25 protein-coding genes and 1 pseudogene are annotated in these 26,584 nt (G+C 68.9%); 13 read left to right on the top strand and 13 right to left on the bottom strand.

The window, feature by feature from the left end:
* Nucleotides 1–122: 122 nt before the first annotated feature.
* Genes ACFVM3_RS30920 through ACFVM3_RS30910 form a run of 3 tightly spaced genes read right to left on the bottom strand, consistent with a single transcriptional unit; the run spans nt 123 to nt 1,601 of the window.
* Nucleotides 123–443 (bottom strand): CPBP family intramembrane glutamic endopeptidase, encoded by a 321-nt coding sequence (locus tag ACFVM3_RS30920; RefSeq protein ID WP_378443470.1) that lies wholly within the window; start codon nt 441–443, stop codon nt 123–125.
* Complete coding sequence (locus ACFVM3_RS30915) at nt 416–979, bottom strand: hypothetical protein (protein WP_378443469.1); 564 nt, start codon at nt 977–979, stop codon at nt 416–418. Before ACFVM3_RS30915 ends, ACFVM3_RS30920 begins: the two co-directional genes overlap by 28 nt.
* A gap of 52 nt (nt 980–1,031) precedes the next feature.
* On the bottom strand, nt 1,032–1,601 hold the full coding sequence (locus ACFVM3_RS30910) for a TetR/AcrR family transcriptional regulator (RefSeq protein WP_378443468.1): 570 nt from the start codon (nt 1,599–1,601) through the stop codon (nt 1,032–1,034).
* A 74-nt stretch (nt 1,602–1,675) separates the two neighbouring features.
* Here ACFVM3_RS30910 and ACFVM3_RS30905 point away from each other — a divergent pair, with 74 nt between their 5' ends.
* Complete coding sequence (locus ACFVM3_RS30905) at nt 1,676–3,415, top strand: ABC transporter ATP-binding protein (RefSeq protein ID WP_378443467.1); 1,740 nt, start codon at nt 1,676–1,678, stop codon at nt 3,413–3,415.
* 6 nt (nt 3,416–3,421) lie between these two features.
* On the opposite strand, the gene ACFVM3_RS30900 is transcribed toward ACFVM3_RS30905, so the two are convergent.
* Nucleotides 3,422–4,177, bottom strand: a complete 756-nt coding sequence (locus tag ACFVM3_RS30900; RefSeq protein WP_378443466.1) for a sigma-70 family RNA polymerase sigma factor — start codon at nt 4,175–4,177, stop codon at nt 3,422–3,424.
* Nucleotides 4,178–4,265: 88 nt separating this feature from the next.
* Between ACFVM3_RS30900 and ACFVM3_RS30895 the strand changes: the two genes are divergently transcribed.
* The 6 genes from ACFVM3_RS30895 (at nt 4,266) to ACFVM3_RS30870 (ending at nt 9,911) form a co-directional block, all read left to right on the top strand.
* Nucleotides 4,266–4,946, top strand: a complete 681-nt coding sequence (locus ACFVM3_RS30895) for a TetR/AcrR family transcriptional regulator (protein ID WP_378443465.1) — start codon at nt 4,266–4,268, stop codon at nt 4,944–4,946.
* A gap of 55 nt (nt 4,947–5,001) precedes the next feature.
* Nucleotides 5,002–5,682, top strand: a complete 681-nt coding sequence (locus ACFVM3_RS30890) for a GNAT family N-acetyltransferase (protein ID WP_378443464.1) — start codon at nt 5,002–5,004, stop codon at nt 5,680–5,682.
* 70 nt (nt 5,683–5,752) lie between these two features.
* Entirely contained in the window at nt 5,753–6,784 is a 1,032-nt protein-coding gene (gene tdh, locus ACFVM3_RS30885; RefSeq protein WP_378443463.1) for an L-threonine 3-dehydrogenase, read from the top strand.
* The gene (locus ACFVM3_RS30880; RefSeq protein WP_378443462.1) at nt 6,784–7,965 is read left to right on the top strand and encodes a glycine C-acetyltransferase; all 1,182 of its coding nucleotides are present in this window, start codon (nt 6,784–6,786) and stop codon (nt 7,963–7,965) included. Before tdh ends, ACFVM3_RS30880 begins: the two co-directional genes overlap by 1 nt.
* The gene (locus ACFVM3_RS30875; RefSeq protein ID WP_378443461.1) at nt 7,962–8,876 is read left to right on the top strand and encodes a LysR family transcriptional regulator; all 915 of its coding nucleotides are present in this window, start codon (nt 7,962–7,964) and stop codon (nt 8,874–8,876) included. The genes ACFVM3_RS30880 and ACFVM3_RS30875 overlap by 4 nt, the downstream gene beginning before the upstream one ends.
* 39 nt (nt 8,877–8,915) lie before the next feature.
* On the top strand, nt 8,916–9,911 hold the full coding sequence (locus ACFVM3_RS30870) for a TerC/Alx family metal homeostasis membrane protein (RefSeq protein WP_378443460.1): 996 nt from the start codon (nt 8,916–8,918) through the stop codon (nt 9,909–9,911).
* Here the strand turns inward: ACFVM3_RS30870 and ACFVM3_RS30865 are convergent.
* Nucleotides 9,908–10,471 carry a TetR/AcrR family transcriptional regulator gene (locus ACFVM3_RS30865; RefSeq protein ID WP_378443459.1) on the bottom strand — a complete coding sequence of 188 codons (564 nt, stop codon included), beginning with the start codon at nt 10,469–10,471 and terminating at the stop codon, nt 9,908–9,910. The genes ACFVM3_RS30870 and ACFVM3_RS30865 overlap by 4 nt on opposite strands.
* Nucleotides 10,472–10,552: 81 nt before the next feature.
* Here ACFVM3_RS30865 and ACFVM3_RS30860 point away from each other — a divergent pair, with 81 nt between their 5' ends.
* Together ACFVM3_RS30860 and ACFVM3_RS30855 are read left to right on the top strand one after the other, a co-directional pair.
* Nucleotides 10,553–11,605, top strand: coding sequence for an FAD-dependent oxidoreductase (locus ACFVM3_RS30860; protein ID WP_378443458.1), 1,053 nt, complete (start codon nt 10,553–10,555; stop codon nt 11,603–11,605).
* 122 nt (nt 11,606–11,727) lie between these two features.
* A pseudogene (locus tag ACFVM3_RS30855) lies at nt 11,728–12,905 on the top strand (DUF222 domain-containing protein).
* A gap of 811 nt (nt 12,906–13,716) precedes the next feature.
* Here ACFVM3_RS30855 and ACFVM3_RS30850 read toward each other — a convergent pair.
* From ACFVM3_RS30850 to ACFVM3_RS30830, 5 genes are all read right to left on the bottom strand, one after another.
* A complete protein-coding gene (locus ACFVM3_RS30850; protein ID WP_378443457.1) occupies nt 13,717–13,854 on the bottom strand; it encodes a hypothetical protein in 138 nt (45 codons plus the stop codon).
* Between the two features lie 14 nt (nt 13,855–13,868).
* Nucleotides 13,869–14,063, bottom strand: a complete 195-nt coding sequence (locus ACFVM3_RS30845) for a hypothetical protein (protein ID WP_378443456.1) — start codon at nt 14,061–14,063, stop codon at nt 13,869–13,871.
* Nucleotides 14,064–14,302: 239 nt separating this feature from the next.
* Nucleotides 14,303–14,440 carry a hypothetical protein gene (locus ACFVM3_RS30840; RefSeq protein WP_378443455.1) on the bottom strand — a complete coding sequence of 46 codons (138 nt, stop codon included), beginning with the start codon at nt 14,438–14,440 and terminating at the stop codon, nt 14,303–14,305.
* Between the two features lie 99 nt (nt 14,441–14,539).
* The gene (locus ACFVM3_RS30835; RefSeq protein WP_378443454.1) at nt 14,540–15,322 is read right to left on the bottom strand and encodes an alpha/beta fold hydrolase; all 783 of its coding nucleotides are present in this window, start codon (nt 15,320–15,322) and stop codon (nt 14,540–14,542) included.
* 199 nt (nt 15,323–15,521) lie between these two features.
* Nucleotides 15,522–16,154 (bottom strand): TetR/AcrR family transcriptional regulator, encoded by a 633-nt coding sequence (locus ACFVM3_RS30830; RefSeq protein WP_378443453.1) that lies wholly within the window; start codon nt 16,152–16,154, stop codon nt 15,522–15,524.
* A 48-nt stretch (nt 16,155–16,202) separates the two neighbouring features.
* On the opposite strand from ACFVM3_RS30830, the gene ACFVM3_RS30825 reads away from it, so the two are divergent.
* Nucleotides 16,203–17,705 carry a flavin-containing monooxygenase gene (locus ACFVM3_RS30825; RefSeq protein WP_378443452.1) on the top strand — a complete coding sequence of 501 codons (1,503 nt, stop codon included), beginning with the start codon at nt 16,203–16,205 and terminating at the stop codon, nt 17,703–17,705.
* Here ACFVM3_RS30825 and ACFVM3_RS30820 read toward each other — a convergent pair.
* From ACFVM3_RS30820 to ACFVM3_RS30810, 3 genes are all read right to left on the bottom strand, one after another.
* Nucleotides 17,690–18,568, bottom strand: a complete 879-nt coding sequence (locus ACFVM3_RS30820; RefSeq protein ID WP_378443451.1) for an alpha/beta fold hydrolase — start codon at nt 18,566–18,568, stop codon at nt 17,690–17,692. The genes ACFVM3_RS30825 and ACFVM3_RS30820 overlap by 16 nt on opposite strands.
* Nucleotides 18,569–18,655: 87 nt before the next feature.
* Nucleotides 18,656–19,408 (bottom strand): hypothetical protein, encoded by a 753-nt coding sequence (locus tag ACFVM3_RS30815; RefSeq protein WP_378443450.1) that lies wholly within the window; start codon nt 19,406–19,408, stop codon nt 18,656–18,658.
* Nucleotides 19,409–19,412: 4 nt separating this feature from the next.
* A complete protein-coding gene (locus ACFVM3_RS30810; protein ID WP_378443449.1) occupies nt 19,413–20,003 on the bottom strand; it encodes a papain-like cysteine protease family protein in 591 nt (196 codons plus the stop codon).
* Between the two features lie 383 nt (nt 20,004–20,386).
* Between ACFVM3_RS30810 and ACFVM3_RS30805 the strand changes: the two genes are divergently transcribed.
* From ACFVM3_RS30805 to ACFVM3_RS30795, 3 genes are all read left to right on the top strand, one after another.
* A complete protein-coding gene (locus ACFVM3_RS30805; protein ID WP_378443448.1) occupies nt 20,387–23,206 on the top strand; it encodes an ATP-binding protein in 2,820 nt (939 codons plus the stop codon).
* A 159-nt stretch (nt 23,207–23,365) separates the two neighbouring features.
* A complete protein-coding gene (locus ACFVM3_RS30800) occupies nt 23,366–24,823 on the top strand; it encodes a trypsin-like serine protease (protein WP_378443447.1) in 1,458 nt (485 codons plus the stop codon).
* A 27-nt stretch (nt 24,824–24,850) separates the two neighbouring features.
* Nucleotides 24,851–26,389: a S8 family serine peptidase gene (locus ACFVM3_RS30795; RefSeq protein ID WP_378443446.1), complete on the top strand. Its 1,539-nt coding sequence runs from the start codon at nt 24,851–24,853 to the stop codon at nt 26,387–26,389.
* Nucleotides 26,390–26,584: the final 195 nt, after the last annotated feature.

Genomic DNA, 26,584 nt, shown 5'->3' with positions numbered 1-26,584 from the left:
GGACCGACCGACCGTGACCAGCGGTCTCGGATGTCGCGAAAGCCACTTTCGAGACATCTGGTGTCCCGAAAGTGGCTTTCGCGACACCTCCCCAGGGCCCAGGACACCCGTTGGCGCGCGGCTCACATCAGCAGCAGGGGCAGGGTGTTCATCGCGGTATGCGCGGCGATCGGTGCCCACAGGTTGCGGTAGCGCGACCACAGATACCCGGTGAACAGGCCGAAGAACCCTTGGAAGGCCACGATCACGCCGAGGGTGAGCGGCAGTGATCCCTGGCCGTGCGTCGGCAGATGCAGCCACGCGAACAGCAGGGCAGCCAGCAGAATTCCCGGCCACCGCCCGAAAAGCGCCTCCAGCCGGGTCTGCAGCATGCCGCGGAAGAAGACCTCCTCGAGGACGTTCGCGGTGAAGAAGGTCAGCGTCGCGCCCACCGCCAGGTACACCGGATCCGGGTAATCCTCCGAGGTGGGGAGCGGGCCGAGGACGGAGAGCCAGCCGAACACGAGTACAGCCGGGATCGGCGCGAGCCATCGCCAGGTCTGCCGGGGCAGCCACTTGAGCCGGAACGGATCGGGCTCCCTCGCGTGCGCAGGAGAAGCAACGGCAACAGCAGGAACACGAGCGGCTTGGCGAGCGCCCAGATGTCGCGGACCAGCCCCTGCTGTCCGGCCACCGAAACGAGGAACAACGCCAGCGGCCACAGGAAGGCGATGAGCGCCAAGGCCGTCGCCTGCTTCCGGAGTCTGCGCCGGTCGGTCGTGTCGGGGAGCAGTTTCGGCGCGTGGAGCGGGATCCCGTGAACCAGCAAGATCCCGGCCAGCGCCGGAATCAGGGCTCCGGCAAGGGAAAGCTCCTTGTCCGAATCCGCGGACGGCTTGATCGTGTCGTGCCCGGTCGCCAGCAGCAGTGCGGGCGCGGCCACGAACACCGCGAGCCCGCCGACGAGGATCCCCCAGGCGCGTACCGGTTTTTCTGTCACGGGGACAGGATCTTCGAAGCGGCGTGGGTCCGCGTCATCACTTCGGAGGACTTCAGCCGACCGCGATGACCTTTTCCAGGCTGCGCAGGCACAACGTGAGCGCTTCGTGCTTCGGCGTCTTTTCGCGCACCAGTTCCCATGCCGTGTAGAGCAGGCTCCAGAGCAGTTGCAGCAACCACTCCTTCGTCATCGCCGGATCGATCGAGCCCTCGGCGTGCCCGCGTTCGATGAGCCGCAGCAGGCGGCGGTCGTCGTCGCTCTCCTCCGCCCATTCGGGACGGGTCACCAGATCCGGCATGGTGAACAGCAACTGGAAGATGTCGGCGTGCTCGAAGTACTCCTGGCACAGCCGGGCGAGGACCGCCGGGACCGGGCCGTCGTCGAGCCGGGCCCGTTCGGTGCTCTGGGAGATCTTGTCCAGCGCGTCGTGACTGATGGCGTCGATCAGATCCGAACGCTCCGCGAAGTACCGGTGCACCGTGGTGCGCCCGACGTTCGCCGCCGCCGCGATGTCGGCCAACGTGGCGCTCGGTTGCTTGGTCAACGTCTCGATGGCCGCGTCCAGGATCGCGCGCCGGGTCCTCGCCCGGACACCCGTCTCGGTGACCACACCCTCACTCATGGCCGGTACCGTACCTCGCTCCCGATATGGAACTCGTTTGACGATTTTAGAACACTCGTGTTCCATTGAGAACCATGAACACTCCACGATTGAAAGTGCTGTGGTCGTTCGCGCGACCGCACAAGGGGGCACTCGCGATCGGCCTGGTACTCGCCCTGCTCGGTTCGGCGGCCGGTCTTGCCACGCCCATGGTCACGAAATGGGTGCTCGACTCGCTCGGTTCGTCAGCGTCGCTGGCGGGCCCCGTGCTGGCGTTGGCGGGCCTGATGGTGGTCGGCGCGGTGATCTGGCTGGGGCAATGGATCCTGCTCGGCACCGTCGGCGAGCGGGTGGTGCTGAAGGCGCGGGAATCGATGGTGCGGCGGTTCTTCCGCGCGACGATTCCGGCGATCACGAAACGGCCGACGGGGGAGCTGGTCACCCGCGTCACCTCGGACACGGTGCTGCTGCGCGAGGCGGCGTCGTCCAGTGTGATCGGCCTGATCAACGGCGTGGTGATGCTCGTCGGCACCCTGGTGCTGATGAGCGTGCTCGACCCGGTGCTGCTGGCGACGACGGTGGCGGCCGTGCTCGTGGTGATCGCGTTGTTCACGTGGCTCATGCCGGCCATCGCGAAGGAACAAGAGAAGGCGCAGGACCGCGTAGGCCATCTCGGCGGTGTCCTCGAAGGCGCGCTGCGAGCGATCCGCACGGTGAAGGCCAGCCGTGCCGAAGCCCGGCAGTCCCAGCGGATCCTGGTCGACGCGGAAGCCGCCGCCGCGCACGGTGTCCGCGCGGTGCGGCGCGAGGCCGTCGCCTGGGTGGTGGCCTGGACGGGGATCCAGGCCGCGACCCTGGTGATCCTCGGCCTCGGCGCCTGGCGGGTCGGCGCGGGCCTGCTCGAGGTGTCGAGCCTCATCGCGTTCCTGCTGTACGCGTTCGCGCTGATGGAGCCGATCACCGAACTGAGTCAGAACATGACCGCGTTGCAGGCGGGGATCGCCGCGGCCGGGCGGATCCGGGAGATGGACGCGCTCGAAGTGGAAGAGGACCGGGCGCCCGCCCGGACGAAACCGGCGGGCGAGCAGGGCGGCCCGGTGCTGGAACTGCGCGGGGTGACCGTGGGCTACGGCGGTGATCCGGCGCTGCGGGAGGTGTCGCTGAAGATCCCGAGGCGTGGGCACACCGCGATCGTCGGGCCGTCCGGCGCGGGCAAGACCACGATGCTGTCGCTGATCATGCGGTTCGTGCGGCCGGAGTCGGGGTCACTGCTGCTGGACGGACGCGAGTACGCGGACCTGCCGTACGCGGACGTGCGGACCCGGCTGGCCTACGTCGAGCAGGAGACGCCGATCGTGCCGGGGACGATCCGGGAGAACCTGCTCTTCACCCATCCGGACGCGACCGAGGAAGAGGTGCGGCGGGCTCTCGAAGAGGTCCGGCTGAGCGACAAGATCGCCGCGCTCGACGACGGACTGGACACGCCGCTTTCGTCGACCTCGGTGTCCGGCGGGGAACGGCAGCGGATCGCGCTGGCCAGGGCGATCCTGCGCACGCCGGACGTGGTGCTGCTGGACGAGGCGACCGCGCAGGTCGACGGCCGGACCGAGAGCGCGATCCACGACTGCATCCGGCGGCTGGCCCGCGAAGGCGCCGTGGTCACCGTGGCGCACCGGCTGTCCACGGTGATCGACGCGGACACCATCGTGGTGATGGAAGAAGGCCGCGTCCGGGCGAGCGGCAGCCATGAGCACCTCTTCGCCACCGACACGCTGTACCGGGAGCTGGTGGAGGCGCTGAAGATCGCGGGGGAGGGCGCCCCCGTTCCCGGCTGATCCGCTTCAGGCAGAGACGGCGCGGACACCCGGCGGCATCTCGCGGTTGACCTCGTCGAGCCGGGTGGCGACGGTGCGGCAGGGCTCGCAGTCCGCCAGATGCGCGGCGATCAGGCCCGCCCGGCGGCCCGGCACGCCGCCGCGGAGCCACGCGCCCATCCGGCGCCGCGCCTCCTGGCAGCACGGCGTTCCCGTTTCGGGGACCTGTGCCTGCAGGAACGCCTGGCGGAGGCCTTCGCGGGCCCTTAATGCCAGGACGGAGGCGCCGTTGGGCGAGACTCCCAGCAGCGGAGCGACCACCTTCGGCGAGTCGCCTTCGGCTTCGGTCCGCCAAAGCACCGTCCGCCAGCGGCCGGGGAGCGCGCAGTAGGCGGTCCAGGCCAGCCGGGCGTTCGAGCGAAGGATGAGGAGTTCCTCCGTGCCGATCGTCCCGGCGGCCTCTTCGACCGCCGGGGTCGTGCCGTACAGCTCGACCCGCTTGTGGTGGCGACTCCATTTGGCCGCGAGATTCCGGATGGTGACCGCGAGATAGGGGCGGAGGTTCTCCCGCGGGCCGCCGCCGTCGCGGATGACGCTGAGGACCCGCACGAACGCTTCGGCCACGAGGTCGTCCCGTTCGGCGGGTTCGGCGACCCAGCCGGCGGCGATCCTGCGCAGGGGCTCGGCGTGCCGCCGGAAAAGGGTCTCGCCGGCGGCGATGTCACCGGCGCGGTAGGCGTCGAGCAGCGTTGCGTCCGCCGTGGTGTCGACGTCTTCCCTCATCGCGGTCTCCCGGACGGGCCGATCTGCATACCCAAAGTAACGGGTACGGCAGTGTACCCGCTAACCGCCCGACGATAAACTCCGGGGGATGACACCTGAAGCCGACGTGCCGAGGCCGGACGGCCGCGCGGCGCGCTGGGCGGGACAGCGTGAGCGCCGTCGACGGGAGTTCGTCGACGCGGCGCTGCGCGCGATCGCCGCGCACGGTCCGGAGGTCTCCACCGAGCAGATCGCCGACGAGGCGGGGGTGGCGAGAACGCGGGTGTACAAGCATTTCGACGACGCCGCCGACCTGCAGCGCGCGATCGCCGCCCGCGCCGTCCGGCTCATCACCGCCGAACTGGCCCCGCTGTGGGATCCGAGCGGCACGCCGATGCAGCTGATCACCGTCGCGGTGGGCGCGCACACCGGCTGGCTCGCCGAGTACGGGAACCTCTACCGCTATCTCGCCAGGCATTCCCAAGCCGGGCGGGGTGGCGATGCCATCACCGACGTCAAAACGGCGATCGCGAAGCAGCTCTCCATCCTGTTCGAGCACTACCTCGACACCTTCGACCTGGACGGCCGGATCGCCGAACCGCTCGCCTTCGGGCTGGTCGGACTCGTCGACGCGAGTGCCGCGCGCTGGCTGGAAAACCCCGGCGGCATCGAGCTGCCGGAGCTCGCGGCCCAGCTGGTGCGATGGATCTGGCGGGTCATCGACGACACGCTCCGTGAACGCGGGATCGAACTCGATCCGCACTCGCCGCTGCTGGTCCCTGGCACCTGAGCGCCCAGGACGCGGGAGCGGGAATGAAAGCCCGGCGTTCGATGTCGGAGCGATCATGGTCACTCCTTTCGACGACCCGGCCTGGGCTTCGCTGACCGGGCCGCACGCTCACTTCGCGGAACGCTACGGACAGGTGTTGCGCTACCAGGTCGACATCGCGCCCTTCTTCGCCCTGCCGCCCGAGCCGGACGACGGCGTGTGGGCCGACCTCGCCGCGCTGGCGGGTCCCGGCCAGACGGTCACCATCCACAACGCGTTGCCCGTCCCGGCGGACTGGGAAGTCCTCGGCAGGATCGCCGGCGTCCGGCTGGTCGACGTCGCGCTCGAAGCCGCCGAAGCTCCCGAAGCCGTCGTTCTTGGGCCGGACGACGTCCCGGAGATGCTCGACCTCGTGGAGCGGACCAAACCGGGGCCGTTCCGGAAACGGACCATCGAATTGGGGACATATCTTGGCATCCGGCGCGACGGTGAGCTGGTCGCGATGGCGGGGGAGCGCCTGCACCCACCCGGCTGGACCGAGATCAGCGCCGTCTGCACCGACCCGGCGTATCGCGGCCAGGGGCTGGCGACCCGGCTCATCCGCGCGGTGGCGGCCGGGATCCGGGCTCGCGGCGAACGCCCGATGATGCACGCGGCGGCGACGAACACTTCGGCGATCCGGCTGTACCGGTCGATCGGCTTCGAGGTGGTGCCGCGGCCGGACTTCGTCTCGGTCCGGGTGCCGGGCTCCTTGTGAAGTTGCTCTAACGAGGGATTTCAGAAACTCGCGATGGACTGAACAGCACGGGCGGGCCAGACTTCGCGCCATGAAGGCATTGGTCAAAGCCGACCGAGCACCCGGGCTGGAACTCACCGACGTGCCGGATCCCGCCGTCGGCCCCGGCGACGTCGCCGTCCGCGTACTGCGCGCCGGGATCTGCGGTACCGATCTGCACATCGACTCCTGGGACGACTGGGCGGCGCGCACCATCGCCGCGCCGCTGGTCATCGGGCACGAGTTCGTCGGCGAGGTGGTCGAGATCGGCCGTTCGGTGACGACGGTCAAGGTGGGCGACCTGGTCAGCGGCGAGGGGCACCTGGTCTGCGGAAGCTGCCGCAACTGCAAGGCCGGGCGGCGTCATCTGTGCGCCAGGACCAAGGGCCTCGGCGTGCACACCGACGGCGCCTTCGCGCAGTACGCCGTCCTGCCGGAGATGAACGCCTGGGTGCACCGCACCAAGGTCGACCTCGACATCGCCGCGATCTTCGATCCGCTTGGCAACGCCGTGCACACCGCGCTGTCGTTCCCCGTCATCGGCGAGGACGTGCTGGTCACTGGCGCCGGCCCGATCGGCATCATGGCCGCCGCCATCGCGCGCCACGCGGGCGCGCGCAACGTCGTCGTCACCGACGTCAGCGAGCACCGGCTGGAACTGGCCCGCAAGGTCGGCGTCGACCTCGCGCTGGACGTCTCCTCCTCGACCATCGCCGACGCGCAGGAGCGGCTCGGCATGGCCGAAGGCTTCGACGTTGGCATGGAGATGAGCGGGCGGCCCGAGGCGCTGCGCGACATGATCGCGAACATGTCGCACGGTGGCCGCGTCGCGCTGCTGGGCCTCCCCGCTTCCGAGGTGTCGGTCGACATCGCGTCCGTGGTGCTGAAGATGATCCAGATCAAGGGGATCTACGGACGCGAGATGTTCGAGACGTGGTACTCGATGTCCGTGCTGCTGCAGGCCGGGCTGGACATCTCGCCGGTGGTCACCCACCGGTTCGGCTACACCGAATACGAGAAGGCGTTCGCGACGGCCAGGGAAGGCCGCTGCGGCAAGGTCATTCTGGACTGGACGGAGAACTGATGTACGGCGCGATGCGCGACGACCTCAAGGCCGGGCTCGCCGAGATCCGGGAAGCCGGGCTGTACAAGGGTGAGCGGGTGATCCAGGGGCCGCAACGGGCTTCGGTCAGTGTCGGCGACGGCGACGTCCTCAACTTCTGTGCCAACAATTACCTCGGCCTCGCCGATCACCCCAAGCTGATCAAGGCCGCCCAGGAGGCATTGGACCGCTGGGGCTTCGGCATGGCATCGGTGCGGTTCATCTGCGGGACCCAGCAGCCGCACAAGGAGCTCGAGGCGAAGCTGTCGGAGTTCCTCGGCACCGAGGACACGATCCTCTACAGCTCCTGTTTCGACGCCAACGCCGGGCTCTTCGAGACGCTGCTGACCGATCAGGACGTCATCATCTCAGACGAGCTCAACCACGCGTCGATCATCGACGGCGTCCGGCTGTGCAAGGCGAAGCGGATGCGCTACCGCAATCGCGACGTCGCGGATCTGGAAGCCCGGCTGAAGGAGGCGTCCGGCGCGCGGTACCGGATGATCGCCACCGACGGCGTGTTCTCGATGGATGGTTACCTCGCGCCGCTCGACGAGATCTGCGAGCTGGCCGAGCGCTACGACGCGCTGGTGATGGTCGACGACTCGCACGCCGTCGGCTTCACCGGGCCGACCGGGCGCGGCACGCCGGAGCTCTTCGGCGTCCAGGACAAGGTCGACGTGCTGACCGGCACGCTCGGCAAGGCGCTGGGCGGCGCGAGCGGCGGCTACACCTCGGGTCGTGCGGAGATCGTCGAGATGCTGCGGCAGCGTTCGCGGCCGTACCTGTTCTCGAACTCGCTTGCGCCGTCGATCACCGCGGCCGCGCTCGCCACGCTGGAACTGCTGGAGTCCTCGGGCGAGCTGCTGGACAAGCTGCGCGCCAACACCGAGCTGTTCCGGCGCCGGATGACCGAGGCCGGTTTCGACCTGCTGCCGGGTGAGCACCCGATCATCCCGGTGATGATCGGCGACGCCGCCAAGGCGGGCAAGATGGCGGATCTGCTGCTCGACCAGGGCATCTACGTGATCGGGTTCTCGTACCCGGTGGTGCCGCACGGCAAGGCCCGGATCCGGACGCAGATGTCGGCGGCGCATTCGACCGACGACGTCAACCGGGCCGTCGACGCGTTCGTGAAGGCAAGGTCCATGATGGACGAATGATCGATCCGCGACGGCTGCGCGTGCTGCGCGCCCTCGCCGACCACGGCACCGTGACGGCGGCGGGCCAGGCGCTGCACCTGACGCCGTCCGCGGTCTCCCAGCAGCTGGCCGCGCTCGAAGCCGAGTGCGGCCAGCAGCTGCTTCGCCGCCGGGGCAGGCGGGTTTCGCTGACCCCCGCCGGCGAACTGATGGTGGTGCACGCCAACGCCGTCGCCGCCGAACTCGAACGGGCGCGGGCGACGCTGGCCGCGCTCGATTCCGGTGTCCAGGGCATGGTGCGGCTGGCGAGTTTCGCCTCGGCGATCACGATGGTCGTCGCGCCGGCGATCGCTTCCCTGCGTGCCGGTTCGCCCGGGGTCACCATGCAGGTGCAGGACGTCGAGGGGCACGCGAGCATCCCGCTGCTGCTCGACGGCGAGATCGATCTGGCGATCACCGAGGAGTACCGGCTCTCGCCACGGACGGATGAAAGCAGGCTCACCCGGTTCCCCCTGTACGTGGAGCCCTTCGACGTCGTGCTGCCCACCGCGCACCGGCTCGCCGGATCGTCCGAAGTGGACATCGACGAACTCGCCGACGACGAATGGATCGCGCCGAAGCCCGGGAATCCATGCCGCGACGTGCTGATGATCGTGTGCGCCAACCCGGCGATCCGGCACGTTTCCGACGATTTCCACGCGATCGCCACCCTGGTCGCCGCGGGCGAAGGCGTGGCACTGGTGCCGCGTAACGCTTTCGCCGCCGTTCCCGGCGCTGTCGCGGTCCCGTTGCGCGGTGAGCCGCCGCTGCGCCGCGTGTTCGCCGCCGTCCGGCGAGGGAGCGCGGACCACCCACTGCTCAAGACCGTGCTCGCCGCATTGCTGGCCGCGGCGCCGGGTCATGCGAATGCGGACCGCGGGAGACGCACATAAGATCTTGGCACCTGCCGCCGAAGGAAAGACAGGGTCCGGATGCTCCAGATCGATGTGCTCACCTGGACCGTCACGATCGGGCTGGTGCTCGGGCTCCTGGCCCTCGATCTCATCCTCGCGGCCGTGCGGCCGCACAAGGTCGGGTTCGGCGAGGCGGTGGCCTGGTCTATCGGCTACATCCTGGTCGCGGTGGCGTTCGGTGTCTGGCTGACGCTCGCGCACGGTGGCGACTTCGGGCAGCAGTACTTCGCGGGGTACATCGTCGAGAAGAGCTTGTCCGTCGACAACCTCTTCGTCTTCGTGATCATCATGAGCACTTTCGCGGTGCCCGAGGAACACCAGCACAAGGTGCTCACGTTCGGGATCGTCGTCGCGCTGATCATGCGCGCGATCTTCATCGCGCTCGGCGCCACGCTGCTTTCCTTGTTCTCCTTCATGTTCCTGCTGTTCGGGCTGCTGCTGATCTACACCGGCATCCAGCTGTTCCGGCACCGCGACGAGGATCCGGACGTCGAGAACAACGTGGTGGTGCGGTCCGCGCGCCGTCTGCTGCCGCTGTCCACCGAATACGACGGTGGCAAGCTCGTCACCCGCGTGGACGGGAAGAAGGTGGGTACGCCGCTGGTCGTGGTGCTGCTCGCGATCGGCGGGATCGACCTGCTGTTCGCGCTGGACTCGATCCCCGCGGTCTTCGGTGTCACCGACGAGCCGTATCTGGTCTTCGCGGCCAACGCCTTCGCCCTGCTGGGCCTGCGGGCGCTGTACTTCCTGGTGAAGGGCCTGCTCGATCGCCTGGTGTACCTGTCGGCAGGGCTCGCGGTGATCCTCGGGTTCATCGGGATCAAGCTGATCCTGCACTGGGCGCACGTGGACATCGACGAGAGCGTTCCGGAGATCTCGACGCCGGTCAGCCTCGCGGTGATCATCGGCATCCTCGTCGTGGTGACGGTGGCGAGTCTGGTCAAGACCCGCAAGGATCCGTCCGCCAAGGCACATCCGGGCTCGCTGCGCGGATCCCGCCACGACGAGGACTAGCGCCAGCCTCGTTCGAGGAGGTCGAAGATCCGCTCGACGTCCTCCCGCGGGTCCTGGCGGCCCCGGGTGAGGGCCGGTATGTCCAGCACGAATCGCGCGAGCGCGTTGCAGGCGATGTCGCCTTCGTCCGCGCCGGTGTCTTCAGCGATCGCGGCGCCGAGGGCCGCGGCGTGCCGGGTCCACATGCGCTCGCCGTACTCCTGCAATGCCGGGGTGCCGCTCACCAGCGCGGTGAACTCGGCGTACTGGGGATGCGTCGTGAGCGGAAGCCATGTCGCGAGCACGTACTCGCGCAGCGCCTCGACGATGCTCTGGCCCTTTTCGCGGTTCCGGACGGCGGCGACCAAACGTGCTTCGCGGTCCTGCGACTCGTCGAAGACCAATGCCTCCTTGCCAGGGAAGTGTTTGAACAGCGTCGTCGTCGAGACGTCGGCCGCCTCGGCGATGTCGCGGATGCTCACCTGGTCGTAGCCGCGCTCCAGGAACAACTTCAGCGCGGCGTCCGCCAGCGCTTGGCGGGTGGCCGCCTTCTTGCGTTCACGCCGTCCCGGTGTCTCCATGAGCGCACCTTACCGCATGAGTTGTCACGGTCACTAAGTTGACTCGTTGCACTTTTTAACTCGTTCTGCTTTTCTGGGGTCATGACCATCAGCATCATCGGAGCGGGCCCCGGTGGCCTGACCTGCGCCCGCATCCTGCAGAAACATGGCATCCCCGTGACGGTCTACGACCGCGACCCGCATCCCCGGGCGCGGAACCAGGGCGGCACCCTCGACCTCCACGCGGGCGACGGGCAGCTGGCCCTGCGCGAAGCCGGCCTCCTCGACGAGTTCTTCGCCCTCGCTCGCCCGGAAGGGCAGGAGATGCGCAAACTGGATCCTCTTGGGCGTCTCTTGGAGCACCATGTCCCTGCCGAAGGGGAGATGTTCAAACCGGAGATCGACCGCGGTCAGCTGCGCGGTCTCCTGCTCGACTCGCTGGAGCCGGGCACTGTCCATTGGGGACGGACCCTGGATCGGGTCGAGGCTCCCGGGCGCTTGCTGTTCACAGACGGAACGACGGTCGAGACGGATCTGGTCATCGGCGCCGACGGCGCGTGGTCACGCGTCCGACCGGCGGTTTCGGCGGCCGTGCCCGAATACGCCGGGATCACCTTCCTGGAGGCGTGGTTCGACGACGTCGAGAACGCGCACCCCGAACTCGCCGAACTGGTCGGCCAGGGCAGCGCGATGGCGGCCGACGGCGAGCGATGCCTTTACGCCCAGCGCAACAGCGGCGACCACATCCGGGTCTACATCATCCAGCGCCTGCCCGCGGACTGGATCGGGTCGACGTCGGATGTCCGAAGTCGGCTGCTCGAGGCGTTTTCCGGCTGGTCGCCGTCGATGTTGCGGATGATCACCGAGAACGACGGGCCGTACGTCGATCGCCCGTTGTACGTCCTGCCCGTCCCGCACACCTGGGAACACAAGCCTTGGGTGACCCTGCTCGGCGATGCGGCTCACCTGATGCCGCCGCTCGGTGTCGGCGTCAACCTGGCCATGGTCGATGCCTGTGAGCTCGCCCTCGCGTTGGCCGGTTCTGCTTCTGTCGGTGAGGCTGTCGCGCTCTACGAGAAGACCATGTCGCCGCGGTCGGAGGAAATCGCGCGGAAGCTGGAGAATGGCGCCGAAGGGTTGCTTGAGCGGGATTAGTGTTGCCCGGTAAGGGGATTCTCGTGGGTTCGGAAATTGTCGGTGGTCGGTTGTAGCTTCTGGGTGTGGATACACGCAATGCCACTGTGGCGCTACTCAAGGAAATCATTGCTTCTGACGTGTTGAGGGAGGTCAATGCCGCGCTGGATTCGTTGGAGGACAAGGATGCTGTCGACGCTGCTGTGGCGGCGTCGGAAGGGATCGCGCGATTGGAGGCGGTCCGGTTCCGCGCGTTGGCGCAGCTGAACCGGCATCGTGGTGGTGCGGCGAGTGTGGTGCAGGAGGTCGCGTTCGCTTTGTCGGTTGTGGATGGTCACGCTGCTGGGCTGGTGTCGACGGCGGCGGCGTTGACGACCCGGCTGCCGCGCACGCTCGGGTTGCTGGACCGGGGGGAGGTGGGCGGCTATGGGGCGATGAAAGTCGCGACCGCGACGGCGTGGTTGTCCGACGAGGACGCGCGTGCGGTGGATGTGGTGTTGGAGGATCGGTTGCCCGGCCGGAATTCGGAGCAGATCCGGAAGGCGGCGAGCCACGCGGCGATCATGGCCGACCGGGACGGTGCCGCCCGGCGTGCGGAGCGGCACCGGGCGGGGCGCCGGTTGTCGCTCCGGCACGGCGAGACCGGGGTCGCCTCGATCGAGGTCGAGGACGGTCCGGTGGAGAAGGTCGCCGCCGCCTACACCCGGATCGACCGCGAAGCACGCGCCCTCAAAACCGGCGGTGAGACCCGCACGTTGGATCAACTGCGCGCCGATGTCGCCCTCGACCTCCTGCTGGGCAGCCAAGGCGGGAAGGCTGAGCGGTCCGAGGTGTTCCTCTACATGGACCTCGACACCTACCTCGGCGTGAACGAGGACCGGCCGAGCTGGCCGGACACGGGCATATCCCAGGGTCTCTGGCCCGGGAGATCGCGTCGGGACCGGACACGGTGTTGCGGCGGATCATCACCGACCCACTCTCCGGGCAAGTCCTGGATTTGGGACGGGGCCGGTATCGGCCCACCGCCGGGCTGGGCGAGTTCGTGCGGGTGCGGGACCGGGAATGCCGAAGACCCGGCTGCCACCGCGTCGCCCAGGCCTGCGACCTCGACCATGCGGTGCCCTGGCAGCACGGCGGCCACACCACCGACACCGAACTGGTGGATCTGTGCCGCCGCGATCACCGTTTGAAAGACGAACCCGGCTGGACCTACCGGCTAGCCGCCGATGGCACCCTCACCATCACCACACCCACCGCACAGAGCTACGACAGCACCCCACCGCCACTACACGAACCCCGCACCGACCAACCACCGTTCTGAGACCGTCGCCGAAAACTGGCCACGGTGCCCGGGGATGCGTTGCCGGAATCCGACCACGAACCCAGGCCGTAAGAGGCCGCACCACCCAGCCCAACCCGAGGGCAACGCGCAGTTGATCGCCGTGCCCGCCGAGGCCGCACGCATCCGCCAGCCCCGTCGCCGAATACCGGCCACGGTGCAGATGTCCAGGTTCTCGCCGGAATCCGGCGAGAACCCACCCCGCAAGACGCCGCGCCACCAGCCCCGCGTGAGGGCAACGCTCAGTCCGTCGCCGCGGCCGCACGCATCCGGCCACCCCCGCCAAATACCCGACGATGAACCCGACCGTCGCCGAATACCGGCCATAGTGCGGATGTTCGGGCTCGTCGCCGGAACCCGACCACGAACCCAGGCCGTAAGAGGCCGCACCACCCAGCGCAACACGAGGGCCTCTAGTTCGCCGATTTTCCGCGGTACCGCCGCCACGTTGCCGAAAAACGGCGACGGCGAGCGCACGCGGACAAGGCTCCGTGCGGATCGGTTGCTACGGCTACCGGACCATATTCCGCGAGTGTCGGCGCAACGCCGACTGCCCCGCGGCACCCATAGCGCCGCAGGTACCTCCGTGCTCCCAGCGCAACCGGCCAACACCAACGCCAGCCGCTCCCAGCCCACCAGACCGCTTAGGTTCCCACACCATCAAAGTCGCGACGAAGGTCAGCCCGACGCGGTCGCCAGGGCGCGGGGCAGGCGGACTCCCAGTGCGCGGACGTTGGTGGGGAACATTTCCCCTTGATGATGGCCGACAAAACGGTGTGGCCGCTGAGGAAGATCATGCGGTGATCGTGAGCAGGAAGGCCACCGGGCGGCCGTCCCAGTGGTCGGAGAGGGCGCCGGCGCCGGGCTGCGGGATCGCCGCCGTGTTCACCATGTACTTCTGCGGGTAGCTGGTGAAGGTGTAGAACGCCACGGTGCCGCCGATGGTTAGCCCGAGAACAGCAGGACTCGCAGGCCGCCGCGAGAAGGCGAACCGGCCGCCGAAGAGCGCTGGAACTGCTCCGATTCCACCATGGTGCGGCAGAGGTACATCACCACGAGACCGGCGATCGCGCCGAGCACGAACGGCATCCGCCAGCCCCACGCGTACATCTGCGCTTCGGTGAGCGGCGACTGCATCATGATCATCACCAACAGCCCCGCGTCGCCGCGGAGTGGCGATCTGCGAAAGGCAGGTCGCACTCGAACCGAACTCGCCTCCCACCGAGAGACCTGACGCGAGCCTGGCGACCACGAGGATCACGGGCGCGAGGATGCCGATCGACGAATGGCCGGGAGTGAGAGCGATGCCAGTGAGCCGGAGCCCATCAACGTCACGGACAGGGGTCAGCGCGGCCCGGCGGCCGAAAGCAACTGGGCCGTCAGGTTTCCCTCGGGAAGAAGCTGGCCGCGAAGTAGACGCTGAACGAGGCGTAGACGAACCAGTCGTACCATTCGACCAGGTTGCCGAGGTAACCGCGGACCACGTTCGCGATGACGCCGGGTTTCTTGTGCGGCAAGGGAAGCTCCTTCGCTCCGGAACGCCGACCGTCATGAGCTGTGATCCCCGCGGTTGAGAAATAGAAAACCGCGATGGGTGCATACCAGGTCGGCATGGTCTACCCGAGGAAGTCGCTCACCAGCTCGCTCGATTCGGGACGGCACTCGTCGAAGTAGGCATGGCGCGCCTCGGCGAAGAGATGCATGCGCGCGTCGGGAATCCGCTCCGTCAACAGCGGCGCGTTCGCCACGGGTGCGAGCAGATCGTCGTCACCGTGCAGGACCAGCGTGGGCGCGGTGATCTCGGGAAGCACGTCCCAGGCGTCGTGCGTGTTGCTCGCGACCAAATGCCCGCGCACCGCGTGCGGCGGCATACCGTGCGCGCCCAGCACCCGGTACGGACCGGGGTTGGCCGCTCGCCAGGCGGGGGTGTACATCAGGTTCTCCAGGGTCTCCCGTGCTTCCACGGAGGACCGCCGCGCCAGTGCCAGTCGCACGTCGTTCGACCGCTCGACACCGTGCGTGCCACCCGGCGAGGTGCAGCCGAGCACGAGCCGCCGCACCCGATCGGGATACCGCGCGGCGACCCACTGGGCGACGCGGCCACCCATCGAGGTGCCGTAGACATCGGCTTCGCCGACCCCGAGTCCGTCGAGGACCGCGATCACGTCGTCCGCGAAACCCGGTGTGGAGTAAGCGGAATCGGGCGCGTCGCTGCCACCCGTACCGCGGTAGTCCATGGTGATCGTGCTCGGGAAGTCTCCGCGCGTGCGGTCCCACCACGTGTGGTCGTTCGCCTGCCCGGCCAGCAGCACGAGCGGCCTGCCCGTGCCGTGCCACTGGTAGGCCAGCCGGGTGCCGTCGGCGGCGACGGCGTGGCCGGTGCGGGGGAGCGTGCTCATTCTTCTCCTGTTCGGTCTTCCCAGAGCCGTGCCGAGGGCCACTCGCCCTCCCGCACGGTCCGGTGGATCTGTCGGACCGCCGCCCGCGCGACGGCGCCGGCGGCGGGCGTGACGCGCCCCCGTCCTGGGTGTACCGAGGGCGGGGCGCCTGTCCTCCGGTTCACACGGTGACCTCCGCCTCGATCCTGAAGCGCACCGGTCACTGACGTGCCGCGATCCCGTCGTACATGACCCGGCGGACCGCGCGGCTCATCGCGGCCTGCCGCTCGGGCGACGGGTCCCGCAGTTCGGACAGGATCGACGCGAGGATCATGCCGTTGATCGCACGGGCGGTGGCGTCGATGTCCAGGTCCTCGTGCAGATAGCCGAGGCGGACGCCGTGATGCAGGTAGCCGGCGGTCAGCTCGGCGGCGGTCTCGTAGAAGTCCATCACCCGCTCCCGCATCTCGCCGTCGATACCCGCCGCTTCGAGCAGGAGGAACCGGGCCATCCGCGGGTCGCCGCCGAAGATCCGGGCGAGCGCGTCGCCGATCCGCGCGCTCTGCTTGCGGTACTCGGCGAGGCTGCTGACCGCGTCCGGCGCGTTGTCCGCGGCCAGCGCGCCGACCACCTTCTCGACCAGGTCCGTGATGACGTGGTCGACGATGTCCCGTTTGTTCTGGAAGTACCGGTAGAACGTGCCGTGCCCGATACCCAGCCGCGCGGCGATGTCGGCGATCCCCGTCGCGTGGTAGCCGCGTTCGGCGAAGCAGTCGAACGCGGTCTCCACGATTTCGCGCCGTAGTTCCTGCTTCTTCCGTGCGGCCCTGCTGACCGGGGTCTCCGTCGTCATCCCGCCAGCTTATTGCCCGGCGCGTTCAAATGACATACCGTTCCGGAAATGACACGTCATTCCGCGAAGGTGAACGCGCAGTACGACGCCGTGGTCGTCGGGGCCGGTTTCGGTGGGATGGGCGCGGCGATCCAGCTCAACCGGCTCGGCTACGACAACCTCCTGATCCTCGAACGCGAGTCCGACCTCGGCGGCACCTGGCACGTGAACCGCTATCCCGGGCTGGCCGTCGACATCCCGTCGGCCACCTACTCGTATTCGTTCGAGCCGAATCCGCACTGGTCGCGTCTCTTCGCGCCGGGCGCGGAACTCAAGCGGTACGCGGAGCACGTCGCGGACAAGTACCGGCTGAGGCGCTACATGCGGTTCGGCTCGGTGGTCACCGGCGCGGTCTGGGACGAGACGAACGCGCACTGGACGGTCTCGCTCGCCGATGGCGGGCCGGTCACCGCCAAGTATCTCCTCACCGCTACGGGTTTCCTGTCCCAGCCGAAGAAACCCGACATCGCCGGGATCGGCACGTTCGGCGGCAAGGTCATCCACACCACCGCCTGGGACGACGAGTACGACCTCGACGGCAAGCGGGTCGCGGTGATCGGCACCGGCGCGACCGCGGTCCAGCTGATCCCTGAGATCGCGAAAGTCGCGCGCGAACTGACCGTGTACCAGCGGACGCCGATCTGGGTGAGCCCCAAACTGGACTTCCCGGTGCCCAAGGCGGTGCGGCGCGCGTTCGCCGCGGTCCCGCTGACCCAGCGGGCCGCCCGGCTGACGGGGACCGCGCTGCTGGAACTGATGATGGTGTCCGGTGTCCTGCACTACAAGCAACTGCCGATGGCGAACCGGCTCGGCAAGCTGTGGTGCCAGGCGCACCTGCGCCGTCAGGTGCGGGATCCGCGGCTGCGCGCGGAACTGACGCCGCGTTATTCGTTCGGTTGCAAGCGCCCGACGTTCTCCAACGAGTACTACCCGGCCTTCACGAAGGACCACGTGCACCTGGAGACGACCTCGATCGCGAAGATCGACGAGACCGGCATCGAGACCGCCGACGGCGGGCGGCGCGACATCGACGTCCTGGTGCTGGCGACCGGATTCGACCTGTGGGAGGCGAACTTCCCGGCGATCGAGATCATCGGGCGCGACGGCCGGAACCTCGGGAAATGGTGGCGGGAGAACCGTTTTCAGGCCTACGCGGGGGTCGCGGTCCCGAAGTTCCCCAACTTCATCTCGCTCAACAGCCCGTATTCCTACTCGGGGCTGTCCTATTTCACCACCATCGAGACCCAGATGCGGCATATGGACCGGCTCTTCGGCGCCATGCGGCGGCGCGGTGCGACCGAGTTCGAGGTCACGCAGGAGGCCAACGACGCGTTCCTCGACCGGATGACCGAACGCCTCGGCGACTCGATCTTCACCCTCGGGAACTGCGCCCCGGCGAACAGCTACTACTTCAACCCGCACGGGGAGGCGACCCTGCTCCGCCCGTCCTCCACTCTGAACGCCATCAAGGAGGCGGGGAGCTTCCCGCTCGAGGACTACACCTTCGCCTGACCGTCCCTGCCGAGCAGTGCGCGCAGGACCTCGGCGGTGTGCGTCCACAGGACCGCGCCGCCGATGCCGGGGACGACCCGGAGGGTGGCATCGGGAAGGCGGCCGGCGAGGGTGACCCCATTGTCGGGAGAGTGGCTTCGGTCCAGTTCGCCGTACCAGAGATCGACGTGACCGGTGATCGAAGACAACGCGAACGGCCAGCTGCCCATGGCGAGGACGGTGTCGCGGGCGTACCCCGCCGGGCCCTGGCCGAACGCCTCGGCCATCGCCCGGCGGTAGGCGGACTCGAACGACGGAGCGGTGTAGACCGCCAGATCGGCGTCCGGCGCGGAGCGCGTCACCAGGTTCCACAGGGCGTCGGCGTCGAAACCGGTGAAGACGGCTTCCGCGCGGGCGGCATCGGAAGCCACCAGAGCGACCAGGCCCGCCAGTTCCTCGGGTAGCTTCCCGGTGAACTCCGGCCTGCTGATCTCGTCCGCGCCGGACACGATGGCGAGCGGGCCGGCCGCTCCCGCCGCGGCGCAGGCGAAGGCGAACGGGGCGCCCTGTGAATTGGCGATCATCGGCGGGGCCCCGAAACCCTGTTCGTCCGCGAGATGGGCGATGTCCGCGGCGAAATCGGCGAACGTGCGATCCGCCAGCGGGCTGGAAGAGCCGAGTCCCGGCCGGTCGACCGTGACCAGCCGGACGTTCAGCGACTCCACCACTCCGGCGGGCAGACCCAGACGGCGGCTCGTCGCCGCGCCAGGGATCAGCAGCACGACTTCGCCGTCGAGGGGCCCCCACTCGGCCCAGCCGAGGACGCGTCCGTCGGGTAGACCGGTCTTTCCCAGCCTGGCCGGGTCATCGATCTTGAAGTCCACGCCGCCATGATCACAGCCGGTCCACCGGTCACGCATCCGAAAAACGCGGAGGTGCCGGGACCCCGCGCGGTCCTGGCACCTAGGCGCCTACTGCCTGCGGAGCCGCAGAGTGACGGCCGCGCCCGAGGCGGCGAGGAAGACCGCGCCGAGCGCGTACGGCCACCACGGTACGTCGGTGTCGCCCACCGGCGTGGCACCGTAACCGCCGGCGGCGCCGGTGCGGTCGTAGGTCGAGCCGGGCAGCTTGTCGCCGTAGCGGCTCTGGAGAGCCGCGCGGTAGGCGGCGAGCGTCATCGCCTCGCCGGTCTTCGCCACGGACGAGCCGTCGAGGACGGTCACGGTGTCCCCGTCGACGGCGTACCAGGCGCCCGCCTGAGGTTCGCTCAGGAGGTAGCCCTTGCCTGCCCGCGCCGCGAGGCGCTTTTCGACGTCACCCGAGGCGACGTTGTAGACCGACCACCCCGAGCCCTCGCGCTGCGACCACACGGTCGCGGCGTCGCCGTTGCCCAGTGTGGCGGGTGTCGCGACGTAGGCGAGTTCGGCGGGCACGGAGGAAGTACCGGCGATGAAGGCCGCGGTCGGCTGGTAGACCGCGACCGGTGTCCGCGGATCCGCCTTGGCGGTTCTGGCGGCGACGGCCGTGTCCGCCTTGGCGGCGCCGGGGAACTGCACCTTCGCGAGCCGTTGGGTGGTCGCGTCGCTGGTGACCACTGTGGACACCGCGGCGAGGTCGGCGGCGGTGGGCGCGCCGCTGGGGGCGTCGGCGGCGGAGGACTGGCCGCCGAGCGCCAGCGACAGTCCGAGGGCGAGGATCGTGGCGCCGAGGAAGGTTCGCTTCATGGTTTCAGTCCTTGATCCCGTAGACGGTGTGGGTCCAGGTGAACGAGTTGTTGGACCGGTAGGCGTTGTAGCTCATCTGGTTGTAGCGGGGGCTCGATCCCCACGGGTCGCCGTAGTACACCGTCGTCGCGCCGTTGGTGTTGTCGTAGCCGTAGAGCACGTGCATGTGCCCGCCGCCGTTACGCCAGCCGATCCGGGTGCCGATCGGCTGCCGCGCGTCGACCTGGCCCTTGATGGAGGCGAAGCTCAGCGTCTGGCCGGACGAACTGTAGGTGCCGACGTTGCTGAACCCCAGCCAGCGGAACACCCGCTGCTGATCGCTCAGGTAGCCCTGGTTGTTCGCGCAGTCCGTTCCGGACTCGTTGTGCGCGATCTGGCAGAACTTCGTCTGGGTGAGGGAATGCCCCCACCACGCGGCGATCGTGTTGCCACTGGCGTCCCAGCACCAGTTGCTCTTCTCCTGTGCCTGCATCCTGATCGGGATCGTGGTGGCCGCCGTGACGGCGGGCGCCGCGGAAGCGGGCGCCTGCAAGGCGACCAACGCGGCGACACCGGCGAAGGCGGTGGCCAGCCCGCGCCTGAATGAGGTCTTCACCGTCGGAACACTCCTAACTGGATGGTCGAACGCGAAGCAAGCGCGGGTGGCTACCCGTAAGGGACTGTGGGGACTTCGGCTACCCGACTGGGTGACCGACCGGCGCGAGCAGGGGGTGTGCGCTGTGGGGAGGTGACGGAGGGGCACTGCGAATAGTCTGAGATTCACCCTCTGGTGGCCTCGTGGCAAGGTTCGCGGCAATACCTAAGGGTCCGTATTGCCGATACGGGGTCGCCGCCACCGCAGGTCGGCGTGGCCCGTTCGAGTTAACGGTGTGGAGAGACCGTGACTCCCGTGGTGTGGACCAGCGGAAAGCGCGCGGACCCCGGTCACTGTTCGTGTTCCCGCCTTTCGGCGGGTGTCCGATCGGTATGGTCCCGAGCATGCCGACGATCGGTGCGGCACCGGTGTTCGTGGCCCGCGACACCGAACTGGCCGAACTGGTGCGCGTCGCCTCGCGCCCGCCGTCGGTCGCCGTCGTCGAGGGCGAACCGGGTGTGGGCCGCAGCCGCCTGCTCGAAGAACTGGCCGCCCATCCCGGGATCGCGTCGCGGGTGGTCTGGTCCGCCCGGTGCGGCTCCTTCGCGCGGCCGTGCCGGCTGGCGCCGTTGGTCGACGCGCTGCTCGGGAAGAGTGACGTCGCCGCCGCCCACGCGGCCGGTTTCTCACCGGTGACGGGAGTCCTGCGACGACTGATCCCCGAATGGTCCCCGTGGTTGCCGCCCTTCCCGGAGAACGCGGACGCCGAAACCGTCCGGCAGCAGGAGTTCCGCGCCGTGCGCGAAGTACTGACCGGCTGTGGACCCGCGGTACTGGTGCTCGACGACGTCCACTCCGCCGACGACGACACGTGGGAATTCCTGCGCGGGCTCGCGGCGTCCCCGGCATCACCGCTGAGCGTGGTGGTGAGCGCGGCGGCGTGCGGACCGCGGCGATTCCCGCCGCTGCGCGAGACCGCCGCGCAGTTCTCGCTCGCCGCGTTCACCGCGGTCCAGGTACGGACGCTGCTGGACGCGTCCTTCGGCCGCTGCGCACCGGATTTCGCCGAAGCCGCGCACCGGCGCACGGCCGGGATCGCCGTCGACCTGACGGCTCTGGTCCAGAGCGTCGGCGACACGGCCGAGGCGCTTACGGCGGACAGGCTGGCGTCGGCGACCGTGCCGCCACTCGTGCGAAGCCGGGTCTCCGGTCTGATGGCGGCGATCGGCCCGGCCGCGCAAGACGTCGTCCGCGCGGCCGCGGTGCTGGAATCGCCCGCCGGGGAACCGGATCTGGGCGCGGTCGCGGCACCGGCGCACGGGGAGATCTCCGGCGCGATCACCGAAGCCGTGGAGGCGGGACTGCTGCGGGATCTCGGCCGTGGCCGCTACGTTTCGGGCAGTCCGCTGATCGCCGAAGCGGTCTACGCGTTGCTTCCCGGACCTCAGCGGTGCGCGATGCATGGACGCGCCGCCACCCGGCTCGCCGCGAGCGCAGACCCCTTCGCGTCCCTCATCGCCCGTCACGCGCGGCTGGCGGGGGACATCACCGCGTGGACACAGTGGACCGGTGTGGCGGTCGACAACGCCATCGAAGACGGCCGGACGGAGGAAGCGAGCCGTCTGCTCGAAGCGGCTCTGCGGGACGCGGAGCTCCCACGGACCGCGCGCGAATCGTTCGCCGTCCGGCTCGGCAGGGAACTGCCGCGCAGTATCGCGCACGCCGGTACGGTCCGGCTGCTGCGGGAGATCCTGCGCGAATGGCCGCTGAGCAAGGCCGCGCGGGGCGAGATCCGGGTCCATCTCGGACAGGTGCTGATCAACCAGGTCGGCAAGGTCGAAGCGGGCAGGCTCGAGATCGAACTCGGCGCGGCCGACCTCGGCAGACGGCAGGCGCTGCTCGCCAGGGGTTTGGTCACGTTGGCGCTCCCTCATATCGGCACCGTCCCGGTCGAGGAGAACTTCCGCTGGCTCGACGAGGCCGTCCAGGTGAGCAAGGGGGAACACGACGCCGGGCTGCTCGCCGCGATCACCGCGAACCGGCTTTCGGCGCGGATGCAGATCGCCGATCCGGAGGCCTGGGACGAGATCGCCGATCTGCCGCGTGCCCCGGAGTCGGCAGAGGTCTGCCGTCAGGTGGCCCGCACCTACATCAACCTGGCCGACGCGGTGGCGTGGAACGGGCATTTCGCAGTGGCACGGGCCTACCTCACGACGGCGCGGCGGCTGATCCGGGACGATCACCAGCCCTATCTCGACGCGCTCGCCGACGGCACGGAGCTGCGGCTGGACCTCGCGATGGGGGAGTGGGCGAGTGTCGCGGAGAAGGCGCGGGCGATGCTGACGCGGGTCGACAAGGACGGTTCGCTGGCGGCCGAGCCGCTACTGGTGCTCGGCTGGTACGAGTACGGGCAGCACCGGCCGACGGCGGCACTGCGCAGTTTCGACGCGGCGTTCGCGCTGTCCGCGGGAAGTGTTCCGGTGCAGGCTTCGGCGTACGCGGGCCGCGTCGCGGTCCATCAGGCGGGCAAGGACCTGCAGGCGGCCAGGCGCCTCGCCGAGTTCGGCCTGGAAACCGTGCGCCGCAAGAACAATTGGGTCTGGGCGGCCGAACTGATGCCGTTCGCCGTGCGCACCATGCTCGGGTTGGGGCAGCAGGTCGAGGCGCGCGAACTCCTCGCGGAGTACCGGCAGGGTATCGACGGCAAGGACGCCCCGGTCGCGAACGCGTCGGCGCTGCTGTGCCGGGGCATGCTCACCCAGGCGCGTGGCGAAACGCTGCCCGCCGCGGAGCTGCTGTTCGGAGCCGCACAGGCCTACAGCGCGCTACCTCTCCCGTATTTCGCCGCCTACGCCGACGAACTCGCGGCCGGCTGCTTCTCCGAAGCCGGGGAGCGGGCGCGTGCCGTCGCGTCCTTCACCACCGCGGAGACGACGTACGCGAGCCTCGGTGCCGCCGTGGACGCGCTCCGCTGTCGTCGCTCGCTGCGGCGGTGCGATCCCGAGATGCCGCGGCGCGGCCGTAAGGGCTACGGCGAAGCGTTGTCGCCGAGGGAACTCGAAGTCGCCAGGCTCGCTGCCCAGAACCTCACGAACCGGGAGATCGGCGAGCGGCTGTTCCTGTCGCCGAGGACGGTCGAGATCCACGTCGGACGGGCGCTCCGGAAATTGGGGCTGCCTTCGCGCACCGTCCTGACCGCTGATCTGCTCAGCGACATTCCCTAAGGGCACGTATTCGTCCATTCGCTGGGTAAGGCATGAGAAACCGCAGGTCAAGGGCGGTTTCTTTAAATAGTGGGGCAATCGCCGTATTCCACTATTGTTCCGTTTTCGCCGCCGACCGACAGTTGTCGGGCAGTCGCGCTTTCCTCGAAAGGAATCACCGTGAGCAGAAAACGGATCTTGGGCGTGGTCGCCCTGACCTTGGCCGCGCTGGCGCCGGCGGCGGGTCTCGCCGGTGCGGCGCCGGCGGACCCCCTGCGCGCCATCACCCCGACCGACGCCGCGCCCTTGCCGACGGGCGGTGTCCACGGTCAGAGCATCGGCGGCACGCCGGCGTCGGTGAAGGATCATCCGTACGTCATCGCCGCCCTGCGGGAAGGCGGTTCGCGGCCGAAGGGGCAGAGTTGTTCCGGCTCCGTCATCGCGCCGCGGAAGGTCCTGGTCGCGGCCCACTGCAAGGAGCTGGCCGGTGAGAAGAGTGTCCTTTATGGACTTGATGACCTGAAGAGCGCGGGCGGTACCCAGCTCAAGGCCGTCGACTACAAGATCCACCCCAGGTTCACGCAGCCCTGGAACGGTTACGACGTCGCGGTGATCACCGTCGACGGCGACATCCCCGTTCCGCCCGGCGGCTACGCGAAGGTCGCCACGTCCGCCGACACCGGTCTGGAGACGCCGGGCAAGGACGGGTTCAGCCTCGGGTACGGCAAGAAGGACATCAACGACTCCGCACAGGACGTCACGCTGCACAAGCTGACGCTGCCGATCGTGAACGCGAGCCAGTGCACCGGCGTGGAGAACGGCGTCGACCCGAAGACGATGATCTGCGCCGGGTACTCCGACGGCCGCAAGACCATCCTGCCGGGGGACAGTGGCGGCCCGTTCGTCGTCGGCGGGAAGGTCGTCGGGGTGGCGTCCTGGAGCCGCAGTGACTTCCGCTGGTACAGCGTCTACAGCAGGCTCAACAACGAGATGGGGGACTGGGTCGCCGAGCAGATCGGCGGACAGCAGCCAGGCGACGCCTTCACTCTCGCGGCTTCGCCGTCGTCGGTGAAGGTCCTGCCGGGCAAGTACGTGTCGGCGAGTGTCACGAGCAAGCCTGGCAAGAACGGCGCCGAGAGCGTCACCCTGTCGGCGTCGGGGTTGCCCGAAGGTGCCAAGGCGACGTTCCAGCCCGCCACGATCAAGGCGGGCGAGGTGGCGAAGCTGACCATCGAGACCGCCGCCGGGACGCCGGAAAAGGCCTACCAGGTCACGATTTCCGGTAAGGGCACCACCGAGACGGCCACCGCGGCCCTGTCGCTCACCGTCGGCGCCGGCGAACCTCCCGTCGGCGACCTGAAGGTGACCGTGAACCCGTCTTCGGGATCCGGACGTGCGGGTTCGCTGGTCGGCGCGATCGTCACCGCGACCGGGGGCACCGGCTCGATCATGTTGTCCGCCAGTGGATCGGGGCTGCCGATCAACCCGTTCTTCTCGCCGCAGAGCGTGTCGAGCGGTGGCAGTTCGACCATGCAGGTCTTCGCGCCGTTCCAGCCGGGCACGTACCCGGTCACGGTGACCGCCAAGGACGGCGGCGGCAAGACCGCGACCACCACGTACACCCTCACCGTCCAGTGATCTTCACCGAAACAGAGGGGAATTCCCATGCGTGACAAGACGAAGACCCTGCTGGCGCTCGGTCTGCTGAGCCCGTTGCTCGCCCTCGGCGCCGGAACGGCCGTCGCCGCCCAGGCCGAAGGCGTGGTGATCCCGGCCAAGGAGCACTACGGCGACCAGTACATCGTCGTCCTCCATGACGTCGCCGCGGCGGGACGGTCGGCGTCGGCCGATCTGGCGAAACGGTACGGCGGTGAGGTCCGCTCGGTCTGGACAGCGGCCGTCCGCGGGTTCTCCGCCAAGAGCATGACCCCCGCGGAAGCGCGGAAGCTGGCCGCGGACCCGTCGGTCAAGGCCGTGTACGAAGACGGCACCGCACGCGGCACCGGCACCCAGCAGAACCCGACATGGGGCCTGGACCGGGTCGACCAGAAAAGCCTCCCGCTCGACAAGGCCTACACCTACCCCAACGAGGGCGCGGGCGTCACCGCGTACGACCTCGACAGCGGAATCAACCCGTCGAACCCGGAGTACGAAGGGCGCGCCAGCCTCGGCAAGGACTTCATGGGTGGTGACGGCAAGGACTGCCACGGACACGGCAGCCACACCGCGGGCACGATCGGCAGCAAGACCTACGGGGTCGCGAAGAAAGTCAAGATCGTCGGACTGAAAGTATTGGGCTGCAACAACTCCGGACCGGACTCTGGCATCATCGACGCTGTCGACTGGGTGACGGCCAACGCCAAGAAGCCCGCCGTGGCGAATATGAGCCTGACCATGGACGCCCCCGGGGTCGGGGACGACGCGGTGAAGCGATCGATCGCGTCGGGCGTCGTCTACGGCGTGGCGGCGGGCAACGCCTCCACCGACGCCTGCAACACGAGCCCGGCTCGGGTGCCCGAGGCGATCACGGTCAACGCCTCGGACTCCTCGGACAACCGGTCTTCGTTCTCCAACTACGGAAGTTGCACCGACATCTTCGCCCCCGGCTCGAACATCACGTCGCTGAGCCCGAGCAGCGGCGGTTCGGCGGTGATGAACGGGACCTCGATGGCGACGCCGCACGTCGTCGGCGCGGCCGCGCTGTACCTGTCGGCCAACCCCGGCGCCACTCCGCAGCAGGTCCGGGACGCGCTGGTGACCGGAGCGACCGCGGGCGTCCTCAAGAACGCGGGCAGTGGCTCGCCGAACAAGCTGCTGAACGTCTCGTCGATCGGCAGCGGTGGCCCCGGACCGCGATGCGAGGCCAAGTCGAACACCACTCCGGTGTCCATTCCGGACGCCGGGGCGGCGGTGACCAGCTCCGTGATCCAGGAAGGCTGTGACGGCAAGGCTTCCGCTTCGCTGCCGGTCAAGGTGGACATCTCGCACACCTACACCGCGGACCTCGTGCTCGATCTGATCGGGCCGAGCGGCAAGGCCTATCGGCTGAAGGAGCCCGGCGGCGTCGGCTCGGCCACCGGTGTGCACGAGACCTTCACGGTCGACGCCTCCGGTGAGGCGGCCAACGGCACCTGGAAGCTGAGCGCGCAGGACGTCTACAGGTTCGACGCCGGTTCGATCGACGGGTTCGCCATCACGTTCTGATCCTTGCTGAGACTCGCCGGCAGGGCGGGAAGGGAAAGCACCGGCGGGGCCGCTTCGGCGGTCCCGCCGGTGTCCGTTCGCCGGGGGTGCACCGGCCCTGGTCCGGCAACCGCTTGGCAGCTTCCGGTCACCGTCCGCACTGTGCCTTGACATCAACTAAGCCTACCCTTAGTTTCCCCCTGTAACTTTCTGCGC

Origin of the sequence: Amycolatopsis sp. NPDC057786 (assembly GCF_042797905.1) — a bacterium.
GTDB lineage: Bacteria > Actinomycetota > Actinomycetes > Mycobacteriales > Pseudonocardiaceae > Amycolatopsis.
Note: the sequence above shows the minus strand (reverse complement) of the source record. Positions and strands in the feature narration are given on the sequence as shown.